The organism is Niallia sp. FSL W8-1348 (assembly GCF_038006745.1).
Taxonomy (GTDB): Bacteria; Bacillota; Bacilli; order Bacillales; family Cytobacillaceae; genus Niallia; species Niallia alba.
Genome location: NZ_JBBOVV010000001.1, coordinates 188,354 through 206,004 on the forward strand (window position 1 = coordinate 188,354; position 17,651 = coordinate 206,004).

The following is a 17,651-nucleotide window of genomic DNA, read 5'->3' on the forward strand; positions in this document are numbered from 1 at the left end:
ATTCTGTAAGAGTACAAAGAACAGAATGGTTAAATAAAGCTTTTGGCTATCCCTTTTTTCTTCGATGACTCATTTGAAACTTCTATTATATTGGTAAATGTTTTTTCTTTATCTCTTTGTATAAGTCGTTTAATATACTTTGAAAAAACACCGTTCTTGTTAGCATACTCATTGAGTTCAAATTCAAATGGATCGTCAAGATTAAATGACACTGGCCGTACTTTTCTGTTATCCATATAACTCACTTGCCAGTTCATAGCATCCTACCGCATTAGCAAATGTTGGTTGCAAAATTTTTAAAACAGTCCCCACTCTAATTTTGGGTTTTATTACGATTGCCTTTGCAAAATATTGACTTAATAAAGGTGCAACTAATTCAGCAATTCCTCCACAAACTCTTATGTGTTCCGTCTTCTTCCACCCCTTGATAGTAGCCTTAGCAATTATTGCTGAAGCTAGATTTTTTATGTCGTAGACCTCTTCGCTATTTGCTCCAAATGTTAGTGTAAAACTTTCTAAATCAATAAATTCACCATCTAGGATAGTTGCTGCGTTAACAGTGCCACTACCAACATCAATTATTCTTTCTAGCTTATTTGGTTTTTCTAGCGCCCAATAACTAATTGCTCCCTCTGGTGCCACTGATATTTTGTTGATTCTCATTGTTTTTGTCATATCGTTGACTTTTATCACATGTTTTCTCTGTATCATATCGACCATTTTTATTTTGTCCTGCTTATGTTTGACAATTGGTTGATTAACAACTATGTCAAAGTCATTATCATCAGTAAATCGATGCAAAGCTATTAAAATGCGAATTAAGGCATCTTCATGCGCTTTACTATCTCCAGCCATTTGACGTTTAAACAAAGACTCTTTTAATGCTAACTTTGCAGCAAATCCTTTTTCTCCTTTAAACTCGTAAAAAATATCCTCCTTCCCTAATCCTTTATCGATTTTTAATTCTCGATATTCTCCTAGGCAAGATAAAGTTTGGAATGCACCATAAGGAGTAACTATCTTTGTTTCATAATTACCTGGATCCATACCAACTATCATTAATATCACCTCATCTCGTATTACATCCGTAATACCTACTCTCTCTAATTTACTTTCTTGTGTTACGGTTGTAATACATTCTTATTTTGAACACAAAAGAAATATTCACTTTTTACGTTATTTTTTATAATAAAATACGTTATATACGTACTTAATAAAATAGAAGGAATATTGTTGGAAATAGTGAATATAAATAGTAAGTTGACCATGAAGGAGTTTTATATATGAAATCTCAGATAGGTGAAATAAGGAAGGCTAAAGGATTAATGCAGAAGTATGTTGCTCAACAGGTAGGAATTTCTCATCAACAATTAAGTGATTTTGAAAATAATAGGACTTACCCACGTATAGATAAAGCTTATAAGATAGCTAAAATACTTAATTGTACTGTAAATGACTTGTATATTTGGGAAGACTAAAAAACCCTACTCGCTATTAAGTAGGGTTTTAAAATTACTACATTATTTTATTAATCTCTAAAATTAAACAAGTATATTAAATGGACTTATTTTATAGGCTCTGAACGAGTTAGTTCAACATTAACATCATTTTTATTTACAGCTGTACCAGAGGCAGTTTCATAATAGTAACCTACTAGTGAAGATCCTCCTGGAGCATATTTTTTATATCTTAATCTACCATTATCATATCCACCAACAGCATAAGCAGTTATATAGTGTGTAGTTTTTGGAGGAACTTCTTGTTTCACTCCATATTTTTTACCCTTTGTAGTAGTTTTTGAGTAGTCATAGCTCCCACCAATTGTTGCTTCAATCCCAGCAAGGAATGACTTACCTATTGTTCCTTTACCACTTAAGTTAGCGGAAACTTTCCAATTTGTTGTTACAGTTTCTTGTTGTTCATATTGCGCTTCTGCTTTAACCGTATTTTTATTAGCAATTCTAAATACCCCCAGGTTTTGGAAATACCAATCTTTCCTAGGACTATTCTTCACATAAGAATCAAAAGAGTATGTATACCCATCCTTAGGAGGAGCAAATAAAGAAATTTCTCCACTTTTAACGCCATTATTTCTTTCGCTTAAAGGTGTAACCTCCGTAATATTACCATTTAAATCTTCTTCCCATGCTTTAATTTCCTCAACCTCATTTTCTGAAATTTCTACTTTTTCATTTGCTAAATCAATTACTTCTTGCGGTATAGAATCATTCTTCTCTGCACCGACAATACTACCTCCATTACTTATGAAGGCCCCCGTAAATAAAGCGCTTGCAATAATTCCTTTAAATATTACTTTTTTCCTCTTCATAAAAACTCTCCCTCTAATTATATTTAACTACCACATAACAATACCATATATCACCAATTAATAAAACATTTTTTTACATTTTACCCAAAAAACGCACAATGCTTTTTCCTGCATCTACAGTATCATCCATAGATATTTGAGCAGTGGAAGTCTGTAATATAGTGAATAGCAAATTTTTATAACTTATGGTTAAAATGTCATTATTGATTAAGCTCTCATCTAAATCATATCCCTCATAAGAATTATAGAAAACTAGATCATTCCCTATAAAAGCATCCGTATATGATATAGTAATTGTTAAAAGTCTATCCTTATTTTTATTTAAAAAGTACATCGTTTCTTGTGTTGATTCCCAAGAGTTCGATCCATCAGCTGTAAGGAATTCTCGCTTGCCAAAACTTAAATCACTATCTACTATAATGAGATCATTACCTAAAGTGCTCTTGTCTAAAGAGTAACCTGATATTACCAATCCACTTACTAATTTTTCAAATAACGACTGATATTCTGTATAAGAAATAATAGGATCAGTTTTTACTCCGTCGTTATTTTTCGTTTCATTATTCTCTTTAGTTTCAGCTATTCCACCACTACTATCATCTATTATTTCTTCTCCTTTGACACAACTAACCAATAAAAGTGTAATGGTAAAGACTAAAACTATCATTAATTTACTATTTTTAATAATAAACAACCCTCTCTATTAGTTTTTGATAATATCATATCATACTAAAAATAGAAAACAATAGATTTATTTCCAAAATACGTATTTTTTAAAAGAAATATCCTGTTAATAATTAACACTATTTTGGGAGACTATTTAGATGAATATGATCATAAATTATCTTAAATCTAATATAAGCTCAATTAATAACCTGAATCTAAAAACCTAGACAATTTTGTAAAATAATAGTAGTAATATTGGAATACCAAAGGAAGCTTATCAAAGGTGAGAATGATAGTGTTTTTACAGAATATGATTTTTACATTAGTGGCACCATAAAGTGCATCGATACTTTAACCACAGCCTAAGAAATAACACGGAAAGGTTGCTTACTTATTACTTATTACTTTATACATCGTCATTCGGATTGATCAATAGGAAAGTTTTCTAAGAAGGTATCAATAAGGAGTTTAAGTTCTGCGGAGTTATTAGTGGATTCATACTGTTTTTTGCAAAATAAAAATACACAATGTTGCAGAGAATTTGGCGTAGCCCAACTTTACATGGAGAGGCGGGTATGATAGCCTTGTTTGGCTAAGCCAGCCCTTGATACAGCTGGCTTCTTGGCTTAGCAGTCATGCCCGCAGAGGCTCCATGTCAAGTTGCAATTCTCTGCATTCCCCGCTGCACAACTATGTATTTTTCAATTGCACAAAACATTCATACTGCTCTTTCAGTTGGAGTAATAAATCATAGTCGTTCATTTTATCCCTCCTTTCTGTTAGGAGGTTTCTTTATTGCGGAGGGAAATTCCTTTATGTTCAATAAAAAAGACAAAATTATAAAATTAGAATACACTTTCCATAATTGTATATTTATGTTAAGTTAAAAGAGTGATATTTCAGAATTATCACACAATTATTTCTAGGAGGAGAAAAAAATGGGAAAAAAGTTTTAGTTTTACTAAGTTCATTTTTACTTGTAATTGGTACTCTTTTACCAACTGGACAAGCATTTGCTTCAAAGACATTAGAAAAGGAGAATTGGGAAACAGAGAATTTGGAAATGGTTTATATAACCTTGTATTCAGATGACAATCAACAAATTATTGCAGAAGTTCCGAAAATTCATGAACAAGAATATCTAAAAAAATTAGAAAATAGTGACTTTAGAAGCAATGAAATTAGAAGTTCAGTAAGTTATAATGTCCCTATTAGTATTTCTAGTAACGATGGGTTAATTACCCCCTTCGCTAATAAAGGGGACGAACCAGGTGGTCAACCATACACAAAATACTTTACAAAGTATGATGTTTTTAAAGTAATTGATTCAATCGACAACTCACGAAATTGGATGTCGTATGCATCTAACCCGTTAACTGATGCAGTAGTTGGCGCTGCTGTAAAGGTAATCACAAAAAGTAATTGGTTAGGAGCTTTAACTGCTGCAAGCATTTGGGCAGCTGCAGATATTGTTAATAGAAGTAACGCTTGGTGGAAAGATTCAGCTATTATGATAGTAAGAGGACAAATTAAAGGAGTTAAAGTAACAGTAAAACCTAATCCATCAGGTTCAAATTATCCTGCTGCGATTAGAACTTATACAAGATATTAATTAAAGGATAGGGATGAATATAATGACAAAAAAAAGAATCATAAACATTATCGGATGGATATACATACTTATTTTAGGTATTGGCAAAATAATTGCTCCAGAAAAATTTTCTTTTGTTACTACAGGATTAGTTGGATTTATCCTTCTGATAATTGGCTTATTTTTGATATTCTATCCTTTCCACAAACAAAAGGTAAACTAAATTAGAAAAAAGCATGGATTCTATACAGCTCCATGCTTTTTTTCAGTAAATGATAAATATTTGTTACCTGGGACTATCTTAATAATAGATTTTTTAGTGATAATCAAGTTGTACTATTCTTATAAATCCACCCCTATTATTTTATGCAGATTATTAGCATTAAAAAAGCCTTATTCTAGAATCGAATATGGTCCAAAAGAAGAAGTGATGTGGGAGGACAATTATTTAGTATATATTATTCTAACTTATACAAATGCCCCACTCCGAAGAGTAGGGTTGTGTGAGATAATCATGCTGTACAACTATTTTATACCCATCCACATTACTTTATGCGAATAGTTTGACCAACTTTTAATTTCTTTGGATCAATATTTGGATTTAATTTTTCTAATGTACCATGTTTCAATTGCTTCGCTTCTTCTATCCCCCAAAACTGGAATGAGACGAGGAGAATTACTTGGTTTAAGATGGGGAGATGTAGATTTTGATAATAAACGAATTGTCGTTAAACACTCATTATATTTCATAGGCGGTAAAGGTCTGGTTTTACAGGAACCAAAAACAGCAAGTGGAAAAAGAAATATTGCTATTGACGAAAATATTATTAATGAACTTAAATCATACCGTCTGAAAAAACAACAACAGCTTTTACAAGTTGGCCAAAAATTGAATGATGAACATTTTGTTGTATCAGCTTTTGGTGGAGAACCAGTTAATCCAAATACAATCCATAAACAGTTTTTGTATGATATTAAATTAGCTGGAGTAAAAAGAATTAGATTTCATGATTTACGACACACACATGCAACTATCATGTTAGAGATTGGAGAAAATACAAAAATTGTATCAGAAAGATTAGGTCACGCGAACACATCCATCACTCTCGATAAATATAGTCACGTGACACCTAATATGCAAGACTCATCAGTCGAAAATTTCACAAAAGCATTCCTTAAATCTAGCTCAGACAAGTAAAAGTGGTCAAAATGTGGTCAAATCTATCTTAATCACTCAACAGACCCTTATAAATAAAGGATTTCTTCTACTAAATAATTACATCACGCGCTTAAACATCTTCTCCATCTCATAAGTAGAATAATGCACAATAATCGGTCTCCCATGCGGACAAGTAAATGGATCCGATGTAGTCCGAAGTTCGTCGAGTAGGCTCTGAATTTCGTCGTTTCGCAAATGACGGTTTGCTTTGATTGAGCCTTTGCAACTCATCATGATGGCTGCTTCTTCTCTTAATAGTTTGATGTCTACTTTTTTCATGGAGAGAACTTGTTCGATCATTTCTTCGATTGTTTCTTTTTCTTCGCCTTTTGGGAACCATTGTGGATGAGAGCGAACTAGGTAGCTTTGCTGGCCAAATGGTTCGAGAAATACGCCTACTTTTTCTAATTCGACTTTATTTTCTTCTATTTTCATCCACTCATCTAGCGAATAATCTAAAGTTAATGGAATGAGCATTTCTTGTAATTCATTATGAACTTCTCCGACTTTTTCACGGAAAAATTCGTATTTGATTCGTTCTTGGGCAGCGTGTTGATCGATAATGTACAGCCCTCTTTCATTTTGGGCAAAAATATACGTTCCATGCATTTGACCAATTGGATAAAGTGGCGGTACTCTTGATCCTTCGACTACATCGGCTATTTCTTTCTCTTCCCATGTTTCCTCTTCTACCTCGGCTGGTAATGGTGGAAGGATAGTATTCGACTCTCCGCCTAAAAAGAATGGTGCACTGTCCATTGGATTGTTCTCTACTTCCTCAGCCGGCCAACTACTTGGTGCATCTTCAACAGGCTGATTCCATGTCGATTTTTCTTCTACCTCTACTTTTGGAATCGAAAAAGTTGGTTCGGTCTTTGGAATAGATGGTATCGCCGGTTCTCTTATCGTGTCAAAGCTAAAAGCTGCTTGTTCTTCCTTCGGAGCTGGCTTTTTCTCCCGGATAAGCCCTGCTGGAATAAGTTCTTTTTTCTTGAAGGCAGCTTTAATCGTATTACTTACGAGTTCATATAATTCTTGTTCTTTACTGAAGCGAACTTCCATTTTCGATGGATGGACATTAACATCTACTAAAATTGGATCCATTTCTACATTTAAAAGAACAATTGGATATCTGCCAATCGGCAATAACGTGTGATACCCTTCTTGAATGCTGCGAACAAGGGAATAGTTTTTAATAAACCGTCCATTAATCATCGTGGAAATGTAGTTACGTGACGCACGAGTGATTTCCGGCAGTGCCATATAACCACTTAATTTAAAATCAAGGGTGCTTGCGGAAATAGGAATCATTTTTTTCGCTATATTTAAGCCATAAATGCTCGCAAGAACCTGTCTTACATCCCCATTACCATTTGTATGAAGTAACTTGCGGTCATTATGGACTAAACGGAAACTTACATTAGGATGTGCAAGTGCCAGTCGGTTAACGATATCGGTAATATTGCCAAGCTCTGTATGAATCGACTTCATATATTTCAGTCTTGCCGGTGTATTAAAGAATAAATCGCTGACGATTATCTCTGTTCCTTTTCTTCCGGGTGCGCCCTCTTGTTTTACTAAATGGCCACCTTTCAGCTCAACTGTTGTTCCTTGTTCTCCTATCGAAGTCGTTAAAGTGACATGGGAGACTGAGGCAATACTCGGTAGTGCCTCTCCTCTAAATCCAAGAGTGCGAATACGGAATAAGTCATTTTCATCCTTGATTTTACTTGTCGCATGTCTAGAAAAAGCTGTTAAGACATCCTCTTCCTCAATCCCTTGTCCATTATCGAGAATGCGAATGCTTTGTAAACCAGCTTCCTCGATAAATATTTCAATCGACGTACTTTTGGCATCTATGCTATTTTCCACTAATTCTTTTACAACAGAGGCTGGCCGCTCAACAACTTCACCTGCAGCAATTTTATTCGAAAGTGCATCATCCAGTTGAATAATCTTTGCCATTGTTTCTCCTCTTTTCTTTCCTACTTTTAATCAGATTAATCGGCATATGCATAAGATTGAACTGTAGTACTAATTTCGGCGTTCAACTTGTACATGAAGACCATTATTTTCGGTGTTTCTCTGTTTTTGGCTTTCATCTTGCTTATGAACACCATTTTTTCAGGCGTTTATCTATTTTTCGGCTTTCATCTTGCTTATGAACGCCACTTTTTCAGGCGTTTCTCTATTTTTCGGCGTTCATCCCACTTATGAATGCCACTTTTTCAGACGTTTCTCTATTTTTCAGCGTTCATCCTGCTTATGAAAACCACTTTTTCCAACATTCCTCTGCTTTCAGCGTTCATCCTGCTCATGAACGCCATTTTTTCAGACGTTTCTCCATTTTTCAGCGTTCATCCCGCTTATGAAAACCACTTTTTCGAACGATCCTCTATTTCATAGCGTTCATCTCACTTATGAACACCATATTGACTCACTTTATCCGTCGTTTCGAACTTTTTTGTGAAGTTCATACAGTGTATTTAATGCCTGCATTGGTGTCATTTCTAAAATATCCAAGTCTTTAAGTTTGTTTACAATTTGCTTTTCCTTTGTAGAAAGAGCTTTTTGAGGCTTTTTCACTTCTGTATCAAAGAAGGATAATTGTGCTTCTTCCTCGATTTTTTCTGCTTTTACAACAGGTTGTTCGATTTGCGTGACTGCTGCTTCTCCAGCAAATTGATCTTTTTGCTCTAGACTTGTTAATAGTTCTTGTGCGCGTTCAATTAGTGCTTCTGGTAATTCAGCAAGCTGGGCAACGTGAATTCCGTAGCTTTTATCTGCTGCTCCTTCTTTAATTTTATGAAGGAAGACTACTTTTCCATTTTGCTCCATTGCGCTAACATGAACATTGCTTAATGACTGAAGCTCTTCCGCAAGTACAGTTAGTTCATGATAGTGGGTCGAGAATAACGTTTTAGCGCCGACTTCATGATGGATATATTCAATAATCGCTTGGGCAAGCGCCATTCCATCATAGGTGCTTGTACCGCGTCCAATTTCATCAAAGAGAATTAAGCTGTTATTGGTTGCATGTAAAAGTGCATTTCTTGCTTCTAGCATCTCAACCATAAATGTGCTTTGACCAGAAATAAGATCATCTGCTGCACCAATTCTCGTAAAGACTTGGTCAAATAATGGCAATACTGCTTCGTCTGCTGGTACGAAACAACCGATTTGCGCTAAAATGCTTGTTAAGGCAATTTGGCGCATATACGTACTTTTACCAGACATATTTGGTCCTGTAATTAACAGCAACTCTCTCTCTTTATGCATCGTGCAATCATTAGCGACATAGTTCTGCGCGTTCATCACCTTTTCCACTACTGGATGACGGCCATTTTTAATAGAAAGAGTTCGATCACTTGAAAACTCTGGCTTCACATAGCGACGATCTTCACTAACAGTTGCAAAGCATTGTAATACATCTAGCGTACTGACTGTTTTTGCTAAATTTTGCAAGCGCGGGATATATTCTTTGATCGTTTCTCTGATTGTTGTGAAAATCTCATATTCTAGTTCAACCATTTTTTCTTCTGCTTGCAAGATTAAGCTTTCTTTTTCCTTTAATTCTGGTGTGATATAACGCTCTGCATTGGCAAGTGTTTGTTTGCGCTCATACTGTCCTTCTTGTAAAAGATGAACATTTGCTCTTGTTACTTCAATGTAATAACCGAATATACGATTATAGCCGATTTTTAATGATTTAATGCCTGTTTTTTCGCGTTCTTCTCTTTCCAGCTGGGCGATCCACGTTTTACCGTTTCGACTTGCATCACGGTAGCTGTCTAATTCAGAATGATAGCCATCTAAGATGATATTTCCTTCTTTAATGGAAAGTGGTGGATTTTCAACAATTGCCCGTTCTAATAAATCGGTTATATCTTCACATGGATCTAGTTCATCAGCAAGTCTGGTTGCTTCTTCTGATCCGAACGATGCAACGATTTGCTGAATGATTGGCACTTGTTGTAGCGATTTTTTTAGCTGTACAAGATCTCTTGCATTTACATTACCAAATGCCACTCGGCCTGCTAGACGTTCTAAATCGTACACTTCCTTTAGCTTTTCCCGTAAATCTTGGCGTTCAAAGTAATGACCGATCATCGTCGCTACTAAATTTTGACGATATTCAATCTCCTCTTTATTTAAGAGTGGGCGGTCAATCCACTGTTTTAAAAGTCTTCCGCCCATCGCTGTTTTCGTTTCGTCCAATAACCAGAGGAGCGATCCTTTTTTCCCTTTTGAACGAATCGTTTCTGTTAATTCTAAATTTCGCTTGGAATAATAATCTATTTTCATAAACTGATCGATTACATAAATCGAAACAGGCTGTAAGTGATCCAAGCTTCGTTTTTGTGTTCGATATAAATAATTAAACAAGCGTGCAACGGTGTTTTTCAGCTGTTGCTTTTCGACTCCTTGCAATAAAGGAGCATGCATATCTTTTTCATCGGTATCATTTTCGATTGAAAGCGTTAAAGTTCCTCGCTCCTGCAATCGCTTCTGATACTCTTTGGAAAAGTCATCTGAAATAACAACTTCTTTCGCTCCTGACAAAGATAGTTCATTTAATAACGAATCGATGCCAGTTAAAATGGTTGCTTTACTTTCCCCAGTCGATAAATCGCTATAGGCAAAGCCAAATTTTTCGTCTGCAAATAATGAAATAGTGGCAATATAGTTGTTTTCTTTATCGGAAAGATTTTTTCCTTCCATCATCGTACCAGGCGTGATGAGCTGAACAACTTCTCTTTTCACGACTCCTTTTGCTTGCTTTGGGTCTTCTGTTTGTTCACAGATTGCTACTTTGTAGCCGCGCTCGACAAGCTGTTCAATATAGTTAGGAGCAGAATGATGAGGAACTCCACACATCGGAATTCGCTCCGCTCCCCCACCTTCTCTACTCGTTAACGTAATTTCGAGCTCTTGTGATGCTTTGATTGCATCATTAAAGAACATTTCATAAAAATCCCCTAAACGAAAAAATAAAAAGGCATCCTGATAATCTGCCTTTACTTGTAAGTATTGTTGTATCATTGGCGTATATGTCGTCATAACTTCCTCCAAAATCCAAGTCCAAATCTATTATTCTCCCATTATAACATAAAGAAATAGAATATTTCAGTGGGGGGTTTTGGGAGATTGAGTCAAGTTTTTGTGGGAGTTTTTTTTGGATAGAAAAACTCCCCTCTTATTTAGTTATATTTCCCACCTAAATGAAAGCGTTATCTAAACAATTTAGTTTTGTTTTTGTTCATTTCCTTCATTTTTTAAAAACCTCGTAAGGCTTGTAAAGCATGGTATATCGGCTTTCCTTTTTGCCGATTTAAATATGATAAATTATTTCTTGTTAGCTCTCCGACTGAACTCTTTAACTTTTCCACATAATATTTTGGCTGAGAAACAGAAGCGGTTTGATCGTTAGGGTTAATTCGTCCTAAAATCGTCTTGATTTCTAATTCATCCTTCATACCAACCATAAAGTCAATAAATGCTTGTATTCCTTTATCGCACCAGCTGCGGCCGTTTTTAAGCCGTTTAGCGAATACACTCATCGTTCCTTCCGCACTTCCCATTGGACGATAGTGGCTTGTGTCTATGTCTTTTTCCTTCAACCATTCGCGATAATCTCCAAGGGCCTGAGGATATTTTGACAGCTGTTGTATGAACTCTTCTAACCGTTCTTCTTTCTTTTCGTTTTCAAGAGTACCAACTGCACTATTAAGTTCCACTAGGAATCCTTTCGCATCATATTGAGCCAGTTTCTTACGAATGACTCTATATCTCTTATGGCCTTTGAAAAGCGTTTTAACCTCACGAGCTACATGGAATCGGTCGATGACAAAGAATGCATTCTTATAGTGATCCTGACAAGCCGTAATCCACTGGGCTCCATCCCCATTAATTACGAGGTGATGTTCACTCGGATTGTAGTTGTAATTATCTATTAAGAACTGCTCAAATCCTTCCCAGAACGCTTCTTTACCTTTGTGGACATAGTGACGTTTTGCGATTAAGGATGTTCGTTTCCCGTTGACTATCCAGCCCTCATGTACGGAAGCAATCTTTTCTTCCCGCCCACGTCGTTTTCCACGTTGCCTTTTCACATATAGTCCGTCTACTTCTACAAAGAGCACTTTCCTCAATTGGTCGGTCGGCTTGACGAAAGTAACTTCTGTTTGTAGAAGGTGTTGACGAATAGTCTCATGGCTGATTACTTTGTAACCTAGTAGTTTCTCAATCATGGAGGAAGCATGACGATAGGATGTACCTTGAACTGCCATTTCCATTGCCATCGTTTCAACTAGGGGACTGAAACCTTTTGACCCCTCAAACTCTAAATAGTGATCAAGGAGATAAACGTATCCACCCTTTTCCCTGTCCCTATAGTAATTCCGATTGATGATAATAGAACCGAATGAAGTATCCATCTCTACGGCTCGCTTATCCTGAAGGTAAAATCTCTTTTTATCTCTATTTTCTGCAATCTGTTGATCCATTTCTTCGAGTTGCTTCGTGAGAACTTCACCAAATGTCTTTTGAAGCATAACAAATAAATCTTTTTCCAGTTCTTTTAATGTGGGTAATTGTATGGTATCTTTTTTCATAGGACTCCTCTTCCTTGTATTTGTGGTTTTCGCAGACTTTACTATACAAGAAGAGAGTCCTTTTTTCATTTGATTTTATTTTCCATCTACCGCACTTCCGTTTGGTGACCTGTTTCTCAATGGATGGATCTACGCCCCATCCATTGAGAAACAGGGTACAACATCTCCCACAAACATTTTACTCATACGTTTTGGGAAAAGACATCAAATTTATCCTTATAAAAAATTAGCTGTTTTCATGAAGTAAGATGTGATAACTAGTTCATTCCATTGCGCTCGAGACATTCCACTATCTTTTTAAAAATAATACTAGTAATTCGCAAGCAAATCTTCTATAATTTAGCTTGCTACAAAAGTTAATATTAGGTAAAGGAGCAATTATCTTGAAACGTTATTTATCGATTCTTTTAGCTATAGTTCTCATGTTTAGTTTTATGCCGTTTTCAAGTGCTGATGCAAAGACAAAGGTTAAAACGTACAAAAATTGTACTGCCCTTAATAAGGATTATAAGGGTGGCGTTGCTAAATCTAAATCCACAAAAAATAAAGGTGGAAAAACGAAGTACAAACCTTATGTTTCGAAAGATTTATATGAAGCAAACAAAAAAAGCGACCGTGATAAAGACGGAATAGCTTGTGAAAGATGATAGGAACGCCTTTCTCCTATACATATAGGAGAAAGGCGTTTTTATTCTTTATAAGGTTAAGCAATACTAACCAGAACCCCCATTATAAGAAAAAAAGACTAGGAAAAGCTCCTAGCCTTTACTCCTCTTCTCCGCCTACGAGAAAGTCTGGATTTAATTCTTCAAATTCTTCGTCTTCTACTTCATCTTTAAACCATGCATCATCATCTTCTTTGCCGCATTCGTCTGTGCAAACTTCTACACAGATTTTTGTTTCTCCAATAACTTCTACGATAAATTCTCTTTCTACATGAACAATAATTTTATTGCCATTTGGAGAAATAACTGCTTCGATGCAGTTTGGTTGTTGTAATACGCGTGCAATCACATCGTGGTCTTCTAGGCAATCAGGGTCACGATATTTTAGTTTAATGACATCTGTATATTTTACACGCTCTGTAACAACTTCTGTTTGTGTGTTGTCATTATAGGAATACCAAACGTTAATGTCATAGTATCCGCAAATTTCTACTGTTTTACCAACCTTTTCCGCTTCATACGTATGGTTGATAATCCAGCAGCCCAAGATGCTTGAAGGGCTGTTGTCTGGGCAGATCGTATGATTGGATTTTGTGAATTTACGTCCTTTCGCTACGACTGCCTTTGTAATAATCTCTCTATATTCTCCCATGTTCGAGCGAAACCTCCTCATTCATTTTCATTTCATCCTATGCGGGATAGGAGTCTAGTGTGCGACAATTTTTAAAGACTATAAATAATGCTTAAATCTACTTCATTGTATGTAAAACTTGGGTAAGTGTGCCGATATTAACCATTTTTCTAGACGAATAACCTCTCCTTTATCCCCTTTCCACACTGCTTTGTTAACCCACATATACGGAATTCTCTTCTTAGGTAAAAACCAGCTTTCCATCAAAACTATCTTAACCATGAAAAAAATATGCGTTTGTATTAATACATTCGCGGATACAGCTTGTTCGAATCTTTATATACTGTAGTATACGGTAAGGGGGTGAGGAAGTTGGCAGGGTTATTTAATAAAAACGATCAGTTTGATTTTAAATTCAATGTGAATGGTAAAGAGGTTACTGGAGAGGACGGAGCTAAATACGCACAAGAATTAATCGAGAAGCTATCAACAGAAATGGGTGGCTTAGTACAAAAATTAACAAAAGGTGTTTCTGAAAATGTAGCGGGAAGTACGATTGAATCGCTAAAAGATAAGGTTGCAACAAATGTTGATTTGGATTCTATTAAGGAAAAAGTATTGCCTAATCTTAATCCAGAAACGCTTAAGAGTTTACTAAATCAAGATACACTAAGTAAACTCCAAGAGAAATTACCTGTCATTGATGCTTCAAATGATGATGGGAATCTTAAATTAAACGTTAATGGCAAGCCTATTTTTTCACTAGATATTTCAGATTTCATCAAAAAATAACGATTAAATCTCACTTTTGAAAGGAGGTGAAATCATATGTTGTCTAACTACACATCTGATTGTCACAAAGGTAACGGTTCAAGACTTGCTGGTACTGATGTTACTGCTAAAGGTAAAAGCATTGGAAATAAAGGGGCAGAACTTCGCGGATTCACTAACGCTACTCAAGGAAATGGTAACCTTGCTAACCAATTTACTGCTTCTGGTGCTGCTGGTGGTGCTGCTGTAGGTGTTAACTTATTAAACTTCTTTGTTGGCGGTATTTTAGTTAATGCTAATGTTGCAGGTGATGCTACAGCTGTATCTTACAATGAGAACAGACCTGAAATGGTGAACGAAGGTTAATCACCTTTATTGAATAATCACTCCTACAAGAGATAAGCATATAATAAAGGGCAACATCTACTTGATGTTTGCCCTTTTCTTTTTTTACATACCTAATAGGAGGAGGGGAAAAGAATGGCGAAGGATAAAAATTCTGGATTGACTGCTGAAAAATTAAAAGAGCTTGGTGTACCAGAGGAGTTAATTGATACAATTCTTGAAACAGGAGGGCCTTCTGTTAATACACATGCAGAGGGCGGAAATGGCGGAAGTGCTGTCAGTCTTACTTATGTGGATAATTATTCTGTTCTATTTCTTGTCTATACGTTTCTTTTGCAAACAGTTAATGATGGAAACGCAAAAGATAAAGAAATGAAGCAGCTTAATAAAGCATTGCTATCGACCTTACAAACGGCTATGAAGGAACAGCAGGAATATCGCAAGGCTTTCTTACGCGCGATTAACATTTTAAATAATCAGAATAAGTAAAAACCAAGCAAAATTATGCTTGGTTTTTCTTTTGGATGTTTTAATTGTATTCGTAAATAAATGGAGCTCGTTGCTTTCCGCTTCAGACACAAGATTCGTCTGTGGGGACTAACATTCCCCCTCATCTCCTCCAGGAGTCAAGTGTGCTTCACCCTAAACAACACAGAATGCTAACGTTATTTAACGAGAAACAATCCAATCTTACAAAAAGCCATTTTTTACTCTTCTTTCTTTTTCTCAATGGAGGAAAGAATTTCGGTTTCGACTGTTTCTGAGATTGTTTTTGTTACCATTTGTAGCATGTCATTGACAATTCCCTGTGATTCTTTAAATTCACTGACAATTGGTAGTTCGTCGATTTCCTTTTGCAGTGCATCAATTTTTGCTTCTGTTTCTTTTAGAGCAGCAATTTTCCCATAATGTTGGAGATTAACTGCTTGCTTTTGCAATTTTTTGATTTGGGCAATTCGATCATTCACTTTTTGGTTTTGATTGATTTGCTTTTCTGCACGCTGATAAAACTCAACTTCTTCTGTATCACGAATCATTTTGGCTAGTTGTTCTGTTCGCTCGATGATTTCTTCACGTGTGTACTTAGCCATTAATTTGCCTCAACAGCTTCTGCTTCTAATACCTCAATCATTTCTCCATTTAATGACCATGTTTTCGCATCTGTAATTTTAACAGAAACAAGTTTGCCGATTGCTGACTTTGGTCCAACAAAATTCACTAGCTTGTTTTTGCGAGTATAACCAGCAAGTACATCTGGATTATTCTTACTTTCCCCTTCCACAAGAACCTCCACGATTTTGTCTTGGTAGCCCTTCATGGAATTAGCAGAATACTCATTAACTAATGCGTTTAGGCGCTGTAAGCGTGCCTTTTTCACTTCCATTGGAACATTATCTTTCATTCTTGCAGCTGGTGTGCCTTCACGTGGAGAATAAATGAATGTATAAGCAGCTTCAAAGCCAACTTCTTTATAAAGAGATAATGTTTCTTCAAATTGCTCATCTGTTTCATTTGGATATCCAACGATAATATCCGTTGTTAAGGTTAAATTAGGAATAGCTGCTTTCATTTTGCGTACTAATTCTAAATACTGCTCTCTTGTATATTTACGTGCCATAATTTTTAACACATCAGAGGAACCAGACTGAACTGGTAAATGGATATGCTCCACTAAGTTTCCGCCTTTAGCTAGTACCTCAATTAAATGGTCATCAAAATCTCGTGGATGACTTGTTGTAAAACGAACACGTGGAATATCAATTTTACGCATTTCTTCCATTAAATCTCCAAAACGAAATTCAATATCTGTGAAGTCTTTTCCATATGCGTTTACGTTTTGACCAAGTAGCGTAATTTCTTTATAGCCTTGTGCAGCTAAATGGCGCACCTCTTGAATAATATCCTCTGGACGGCGACTACGTTCTTTCCCGCGAGTATAAGGAACGATACAATAGGTACAGAATTTATCACAGCCGTACATAATATTTACCCATGCTTTAATTTTTCCGTTACGTACTTTTGGAAGGTTCTCGATTACGTCCCCTTCTTTAGACCAAACTTCGACTACCATTTCTTTCGACATATATGCTTCATGAAGAATGTTTGGTAAACGGTGAATATTATGAGTACCAAAGATCATGTCTACTTGTGTGTAAGTTTTTAAAATCTTATTTACTACTGATTCTTCTTGGGACATACATCCACAAACACCTAATAAAAGGTCTGGTTTTTCTGTTTTTAAATGTTTTAAATGGCCTAACTCGCCAAATACTTTATTTTCTGCATTCTCACGGATTGCACATGTATTAAGAAGGATAACATTTGCATCATCCACTGAATCTGTTGCTTCATAGCCTAATGCTAAAAAGATCCCTGCCATTACTTCTGTGTCATGCTCATTCATTTGACAGCCGAATGTGCGAATATAGAATTTACGTCCTTCTCCCATTCCACGGAATTGTTCGGGAATAGAGAAATCTTTTTCATATCGAACTTCTTCTTTTCCACGTCTTTTTGCATCTTTTAGAGAAGGTGCTTTATATACTGTCTCGAAATATTTGCTATAATCCTTTTCGGATTTTTTGTCCGAAGAATTATTGCTTTCAATTTTTTGTCCTTCTAAACGTTGTTTTTCGTTCATTTCAACTACTCCTCTCTTATCGATGATTTGGTTTCATCCATAAGTTTGTTAATATACATGTTTTAGATTAGTTCTTATAGATTGTTATTTTGCTTATGTTAGGAAGTTGGTTGTTTTCGTCTCAGGAATTTTTTCGCAAGGGAAGTTGAGCATCCCTTTTATCTACAGAAAGTAAACTT

18 protein-coding genes are annotated in these 17,651 nt (G+C 35.7%); 8 read left to right on the forward strand and 10 right to left on the reverse strand.

Features of this window, described 5'->3' with window-relative positions; translation table 11 throughout:
* Positions 1 to 29: 29 nt before the first annotated feature.
* Together NST60_RS01095 and NST60_RS01100 are read right to left on the reverse strand one after the other, a co-directional pair.
* Positions 30 to 257 (reverse strand): hypothetical protein, encoded by a 228-nt coding sequence (locus NST60_RS01095; RefSeq protein ID WP_224428103.1) that lies wholly within the window; start codon positions 255 to 257, stop codon positions 30 to 32.
* Entirely contained in the window at positions 229 to 1,059 is an 831-nt protein-coding gene (locus tag NST60_RS01100; protein WP_341098005.1) for a ParM/StbA family protein, read from the reverse strand. The genes NST60_RS01095 and NST60_RS01100 overlap by 29 nt, the downstream gene beginning before the upstream one ends.
* 224 nt (positions 1,060 to 1,283) lie before the next feature.
* On the opposite strand from NST60_RS01100, the gene NST60_RS01105 reads away from it, so the two are divergent.
* Positions 1,284 to 1,478 (forward strand): helix-turn-helix transcriptional regulator, encoded by a 195-nt coding sequence (locus NST60_RS01105; protein ID WP_224428101.1) that lies wholly within the window; start codon positions 1,284 to 1,286, stop codon positions 1,476 to 1,478.
* 86 nt (positions 1,479 to 1,564) lie between these two features.
* Here NST60_RS01105 and NST60_RS01110 read toward each other — a convergent pair whose 3' ends face one another.
* Both NST60_RS01110 and NST60_RS01115 read right to left on the reverse strand, forming a co-directional pair.
* Positions 1,565 to 2,329 carry an epsilon-toxin family protein gene (locus NST60_RS01110; RefSeq protein ID WP_224428100.1) on the reverse strand — a complete coding sequence of 255 codons (765 nt, stop codon included), beginning with the start codon at positions 2,327 to 2,329 and terminating at the stop codon, positions 1,565 to 1,567.
* 73 nt (positions 2,330 to 2,402) lie between these two features.
* The gene (locus NST60_RS01115; protein ID WP_224428099.1) at positions 2,403 to 3,023 is read right to left on the reverse strand and encodes a hypothetical protein; all 621 of its coding nucleotides are present in this window, start codon (positions 3,021 to 3,023) and stop codon (positions 2,403 to 2,405) included.
* Positions 3,024 to 4,052: 1,029 nt separating this feature from the next.
* On the opposite strand from NST60_RS01115, the gene NST60_RS01120 reads away from it, so the two are divergent.
* From NST60_RS01120 to NST60_RS01130, 3 genes are all read left to right on the forward strand, one after another.
* Positions 4,053 to 4,607 carry a hypothetical protein gene (locus NST60_RS01120; RefSeq protein ID WP_224428098.1) on the forward strand — a complete coding sequence of 185 codons (555 nt, stop codon included), beginning with the start codon at positions 4,053 to 4,055 and terminating at the stop codon, positions 4,605 to 4,607.
* Positions 4,608 to 4,629: 22 nt separating this feature from the next.
* The gene (locus NST60_RS01125) at positions 4,630 to 4,809 is read left to right on the forward strand and encodes a hypothetical protein (protein WP_224428097.1); all 180 of its coding nucleotides are present in this window, start codon (positions 4,630 to 4,632) and stop codon (positions 4,807 to 4,809) included.
* A 390-nt stretch (positions 4,810 to 5,199) separates the two neighbouring features.
* The gene (locus NST60_RS01130) at positions 5,200 to 5,784 is read left to right on the forward strand and encodes a site-specific integrase (protein WP_224428234.1); all 585 of its coding nucleotides are present in this window, start codon (positions 5,200 to 5,202) and stop codon (positions 5,782 to 5,784) included.
* 78 nt (positions 5,785 to 5,862) lie between these two features.
* Here NST60_RS01130 and mutL read toward each other — a convergent pair whose 3' ends face one another.
* The 3 genes from mutL to NST60_RS01145 all read right to left on the reverse strand — a co-directional run bounded on the left by mutL (position 5,863) and on the right by NST60_RS01145 (position 12,419).
* On the reverse strand, positions 5,863 to 7,770 hold the full coding sequence (gene mutL, locus NST60_RS01135; RefSeq protein WP_016201216.1) for a DNA mismatch repair endonuclease MutL: 1,908 nt from the start codon (positions 7,768 to 7,770) through the stop codon (positions 5,863 to 5,865).
* Positions 7,771 to 8,247: 477 nt separating this feature from the next.
* The gene (mutS, locus tag NST60_RS01140) at positions 8,248 to 10,866 is read right to left on the reverse strand and encodes a DNA mismatch repair protein MutS (RefSeq protein WP_341098008.1); all 2,619 of its coding nucleotides are present in this window, start codon (positions 10,864 to 10,866) and stop codon (positions 8,248 to 8,250) included.
* 215 nt (positions 10,867 to 11,081) lie between these two features.
* Positions 11,082 to 12,419 carry an ISLre2 family transposase gene (locus NST60_RS01145; RefSeq protein ID WP_169187606.1) on the reverse strand — a complete coding sequence of 446 codons (1,338 nt, stop codon included), beginning with the start codon at positions 12,417 to 12,419 and terminating at the stop codon, positions 11,082 to 11,084.
* 422 nt (positions 12,420 to 12,841) lie between these two features.
* Between NST60_RS01145 and NST60_RS01150 the strand changes: the two genes are divergently transcribed.
* Positions 12,842 to 13,066, forward strand: a complete 225-nt coding sequence (locus tag NST60_RS01150; RefSeq protein WP_101730573.1) for an excalibur calcium-binding domain-containing protein — start codon at positions 12,842 to 12,844, stop codon at positions 13,064 to 13,066.
* Between the two features lie 118 nt (positions 13,067 to 13,184).
* Here NST60_RS01150 and NST60_RS01155 read toward each other — a convergent pair whose 3' ends face one another.
* Positions 13,185 to 13,736 carry an outer spore coat protein CotE gene (locus NST60_RS01155; protein WP_016201213.1) on the reverse strand — a complete coding sequence of 184 codons (552 nt, stop codon included), beginning with the start codon at positions 13,734 to 13,736 and terminating at the stop codon, positions 13,185 to 13,187.
* A 351-nt stretch (positions 13,737 to 14,087) separates the two neighbouring features.
* Between NST60_RS01155 and NST60_RS01160 the strand changes: the two genes are divergently transcribed.
* The 3 genes from NST60_RS01160 to NST60_RS01170 all read left to right on the forward strand — a co-directional run bounded on the left by NST60_RS01160 (position 14,088) and on the right by NST60_RS01170 (position 15,320).
* On the forward strand, positions 14,088 to 14,507 hold the full coding sequence (locus NST60_RS01160; RefSeq protein ID WP_016201212.1) for a hypothetical protein: 420 nt from the start codon (positions 14,088 to 14,090) through the stop codon (positions 14,505 to 14,507).
* Positions 14,508 to 14,543: 36 nt separating this feature from the next.
* On the forward strand, positions 14,544 to 14,852 hold the full coding sequence (locus tag NST60_RS01165; RefSeq protein WP_016201211.1) for a hypothetical protein: 309 nt from the start codon (positions 14,544 to 14,546) through the stop codon (positions 14,850 to 14,852).
* Positions 14,853 to 14,966: 114 nt separating this feature from the next.
* Positions 14,967 to 15,320 (forward strand): hypothetical protein, encoded by a 354-nt coding sequence (locus NST60_RS01170; protein ID WP_341098009.1) that lies wholly within the window; start codon positions 14,967 to 14,969, stop codon positions 15,318 to 15,320.
* Positions 15,321 to 15,538: 218 nt separating this feature from the next.
* On the opposite strand, the gene NST60_RS01175 is transcribed toward NST60_RS01170, so the two are convergent.
* Together NST60_RS01175 and miaB are read right to left on the reverse strand one after the other, a co-directional pair.
* Positions 15,539 to 15,922, reverse strand: a complete 384-nt coding sequence (locus NST60_RS01175; RefSeq protein ID WP_016201209.1) for a RicAFT regulatory complex protein RicA family protein — start codon at positions 15,920 to 15,922, stop codon at positions 15,539 to 15,541.
* Positions 15,922 to 17,472, reverse strand: coding sequence for a tRNA (N6-isopentenyl adenosine(37)-C2)-methylthiotransferase MiaB (miaB, locus tag NST60_RS01180; RefSeq protein WP_101730002.1), 1,551 nt, complete (start codon positions 17,470 to 17,472; stop codon positions 15,922 to 15,924). The genes NST60_RS01175 and miaB overlap by 1 nt, the downstream gene beginning before the upstream one ends.
* Positions 17,473 to 17,651: the final 179 nt, after the last annotated feature.

What these genes read in the sequence shown, in the direction of transcription:
- NST60_RS01095 (WP_224428103.1), bottom strand. Translation starts at nt 257, where the DNA reads ATGAACTGGCAAGTGAGTTATATGGATAACAGAAAAGTACGGCCAGTG.
- NST60_RS01100 (WP_341098005.1), bottom strand. Translation starts at nt 1,059, where the DNA reads ATGATAGTTGGTATGGATCCAGGTAATTATGAAACAAAGATAGTTACT.
- NST60_RS01105 (WP_224428101.1), top strand. Translation starts at nt 1,284, where the DNA reads ATGAAATCTCAGATAGGTGAAATAAGGAAGGCTAAAGGATTAATGCAG.
- NST60_RS01110 (WP_224428100.1), bottom strand. Translation starts at nt 2,329, where the DNA reads ATGAAGAGGAAAAAAGTAATATTTAAAGGAATTATTGCAAGCGCTTTA.
- NST60_RS01125 (WP_224428097.1), top strand. Translation starts at nt 4,630, where the DNA reads ATGACAAAAAAAAGAATCATAAACATTATCGGATGGATATACATACTT.
- NST60_RS01130 (WP_224428234.1), top strand. Translation starts at nt 5,200, where the DNA reads ATGTACCATGTTTCAATTGCTTCGCTTCTTCTATCCCCCAAAACTGGA.
- mutL (WP_016201216.1), bottom strand. Translation starts at nt 7,770, where the DNA reads ATGGCAAAGATTATTCAACTGGATGATGCACTTTCGAATAAAATTGCT.
- mutS (WP_341098008.1), bottom strand. Translation starts at nt 10,866, where the DNA reads ATGACGACATATACGCCAATGATACAACAATACTTACAAGTAAAGGCA.
- NST60_RS01145 (WP_169187606.1), bottom strand. Translation starts at nt 12,419, where the DNA reads ATGAAAAAAGATACCATACAATTACCCACATTAAAAGAACTGGAAAAA.
- NST60_RS01150 (WP_101730573.1), top strand. Translation starts at nt 12,842, where the DNA reads ATGTTTAGTTTTATGCCGTTTTCAAGTGCTGATGCAAAGACAAAGGTT.
- NST60_RS01155 (WP_016201213.1), bottom strand. Translation starts at nt 13,736, where the DNA reads ATGGGAGAATATAGAGAGATTATTACAAAGGCAGTCGTAGCGAAAGGA.
- NST60_RS01165 (WP_016201211.1), top strand. Translation starts at nt 14,544, where the DNA reads ATGTTGTCTAACTACACATCTGATTGTCACAAAGGTAACGGTTCAAGA.
- NST60_RS01170 (WP_341098009.1), top strand. Translation starts at nt 14,967, where the DNA reads ATGGCGAAGGATAAAAATTCTGGATTGACTGCTGAAAAATTAAAAGAG.
- NST60_RS01175 (WP_016201209.1), bottom strand. Translation starts at nt 15,922, where the DNA reads ATGGCTAAGTACACACGTGAAGAAATCATCGAGCGAACAGAACAACTA.
- miaB (WP_101730002.1), bottom strand. Translation starts at nt 17,472, where the DNA reads ATGAACGAAAAACAACGTTTAGAAGGACAAAAAATTGAAAGCAATAAT.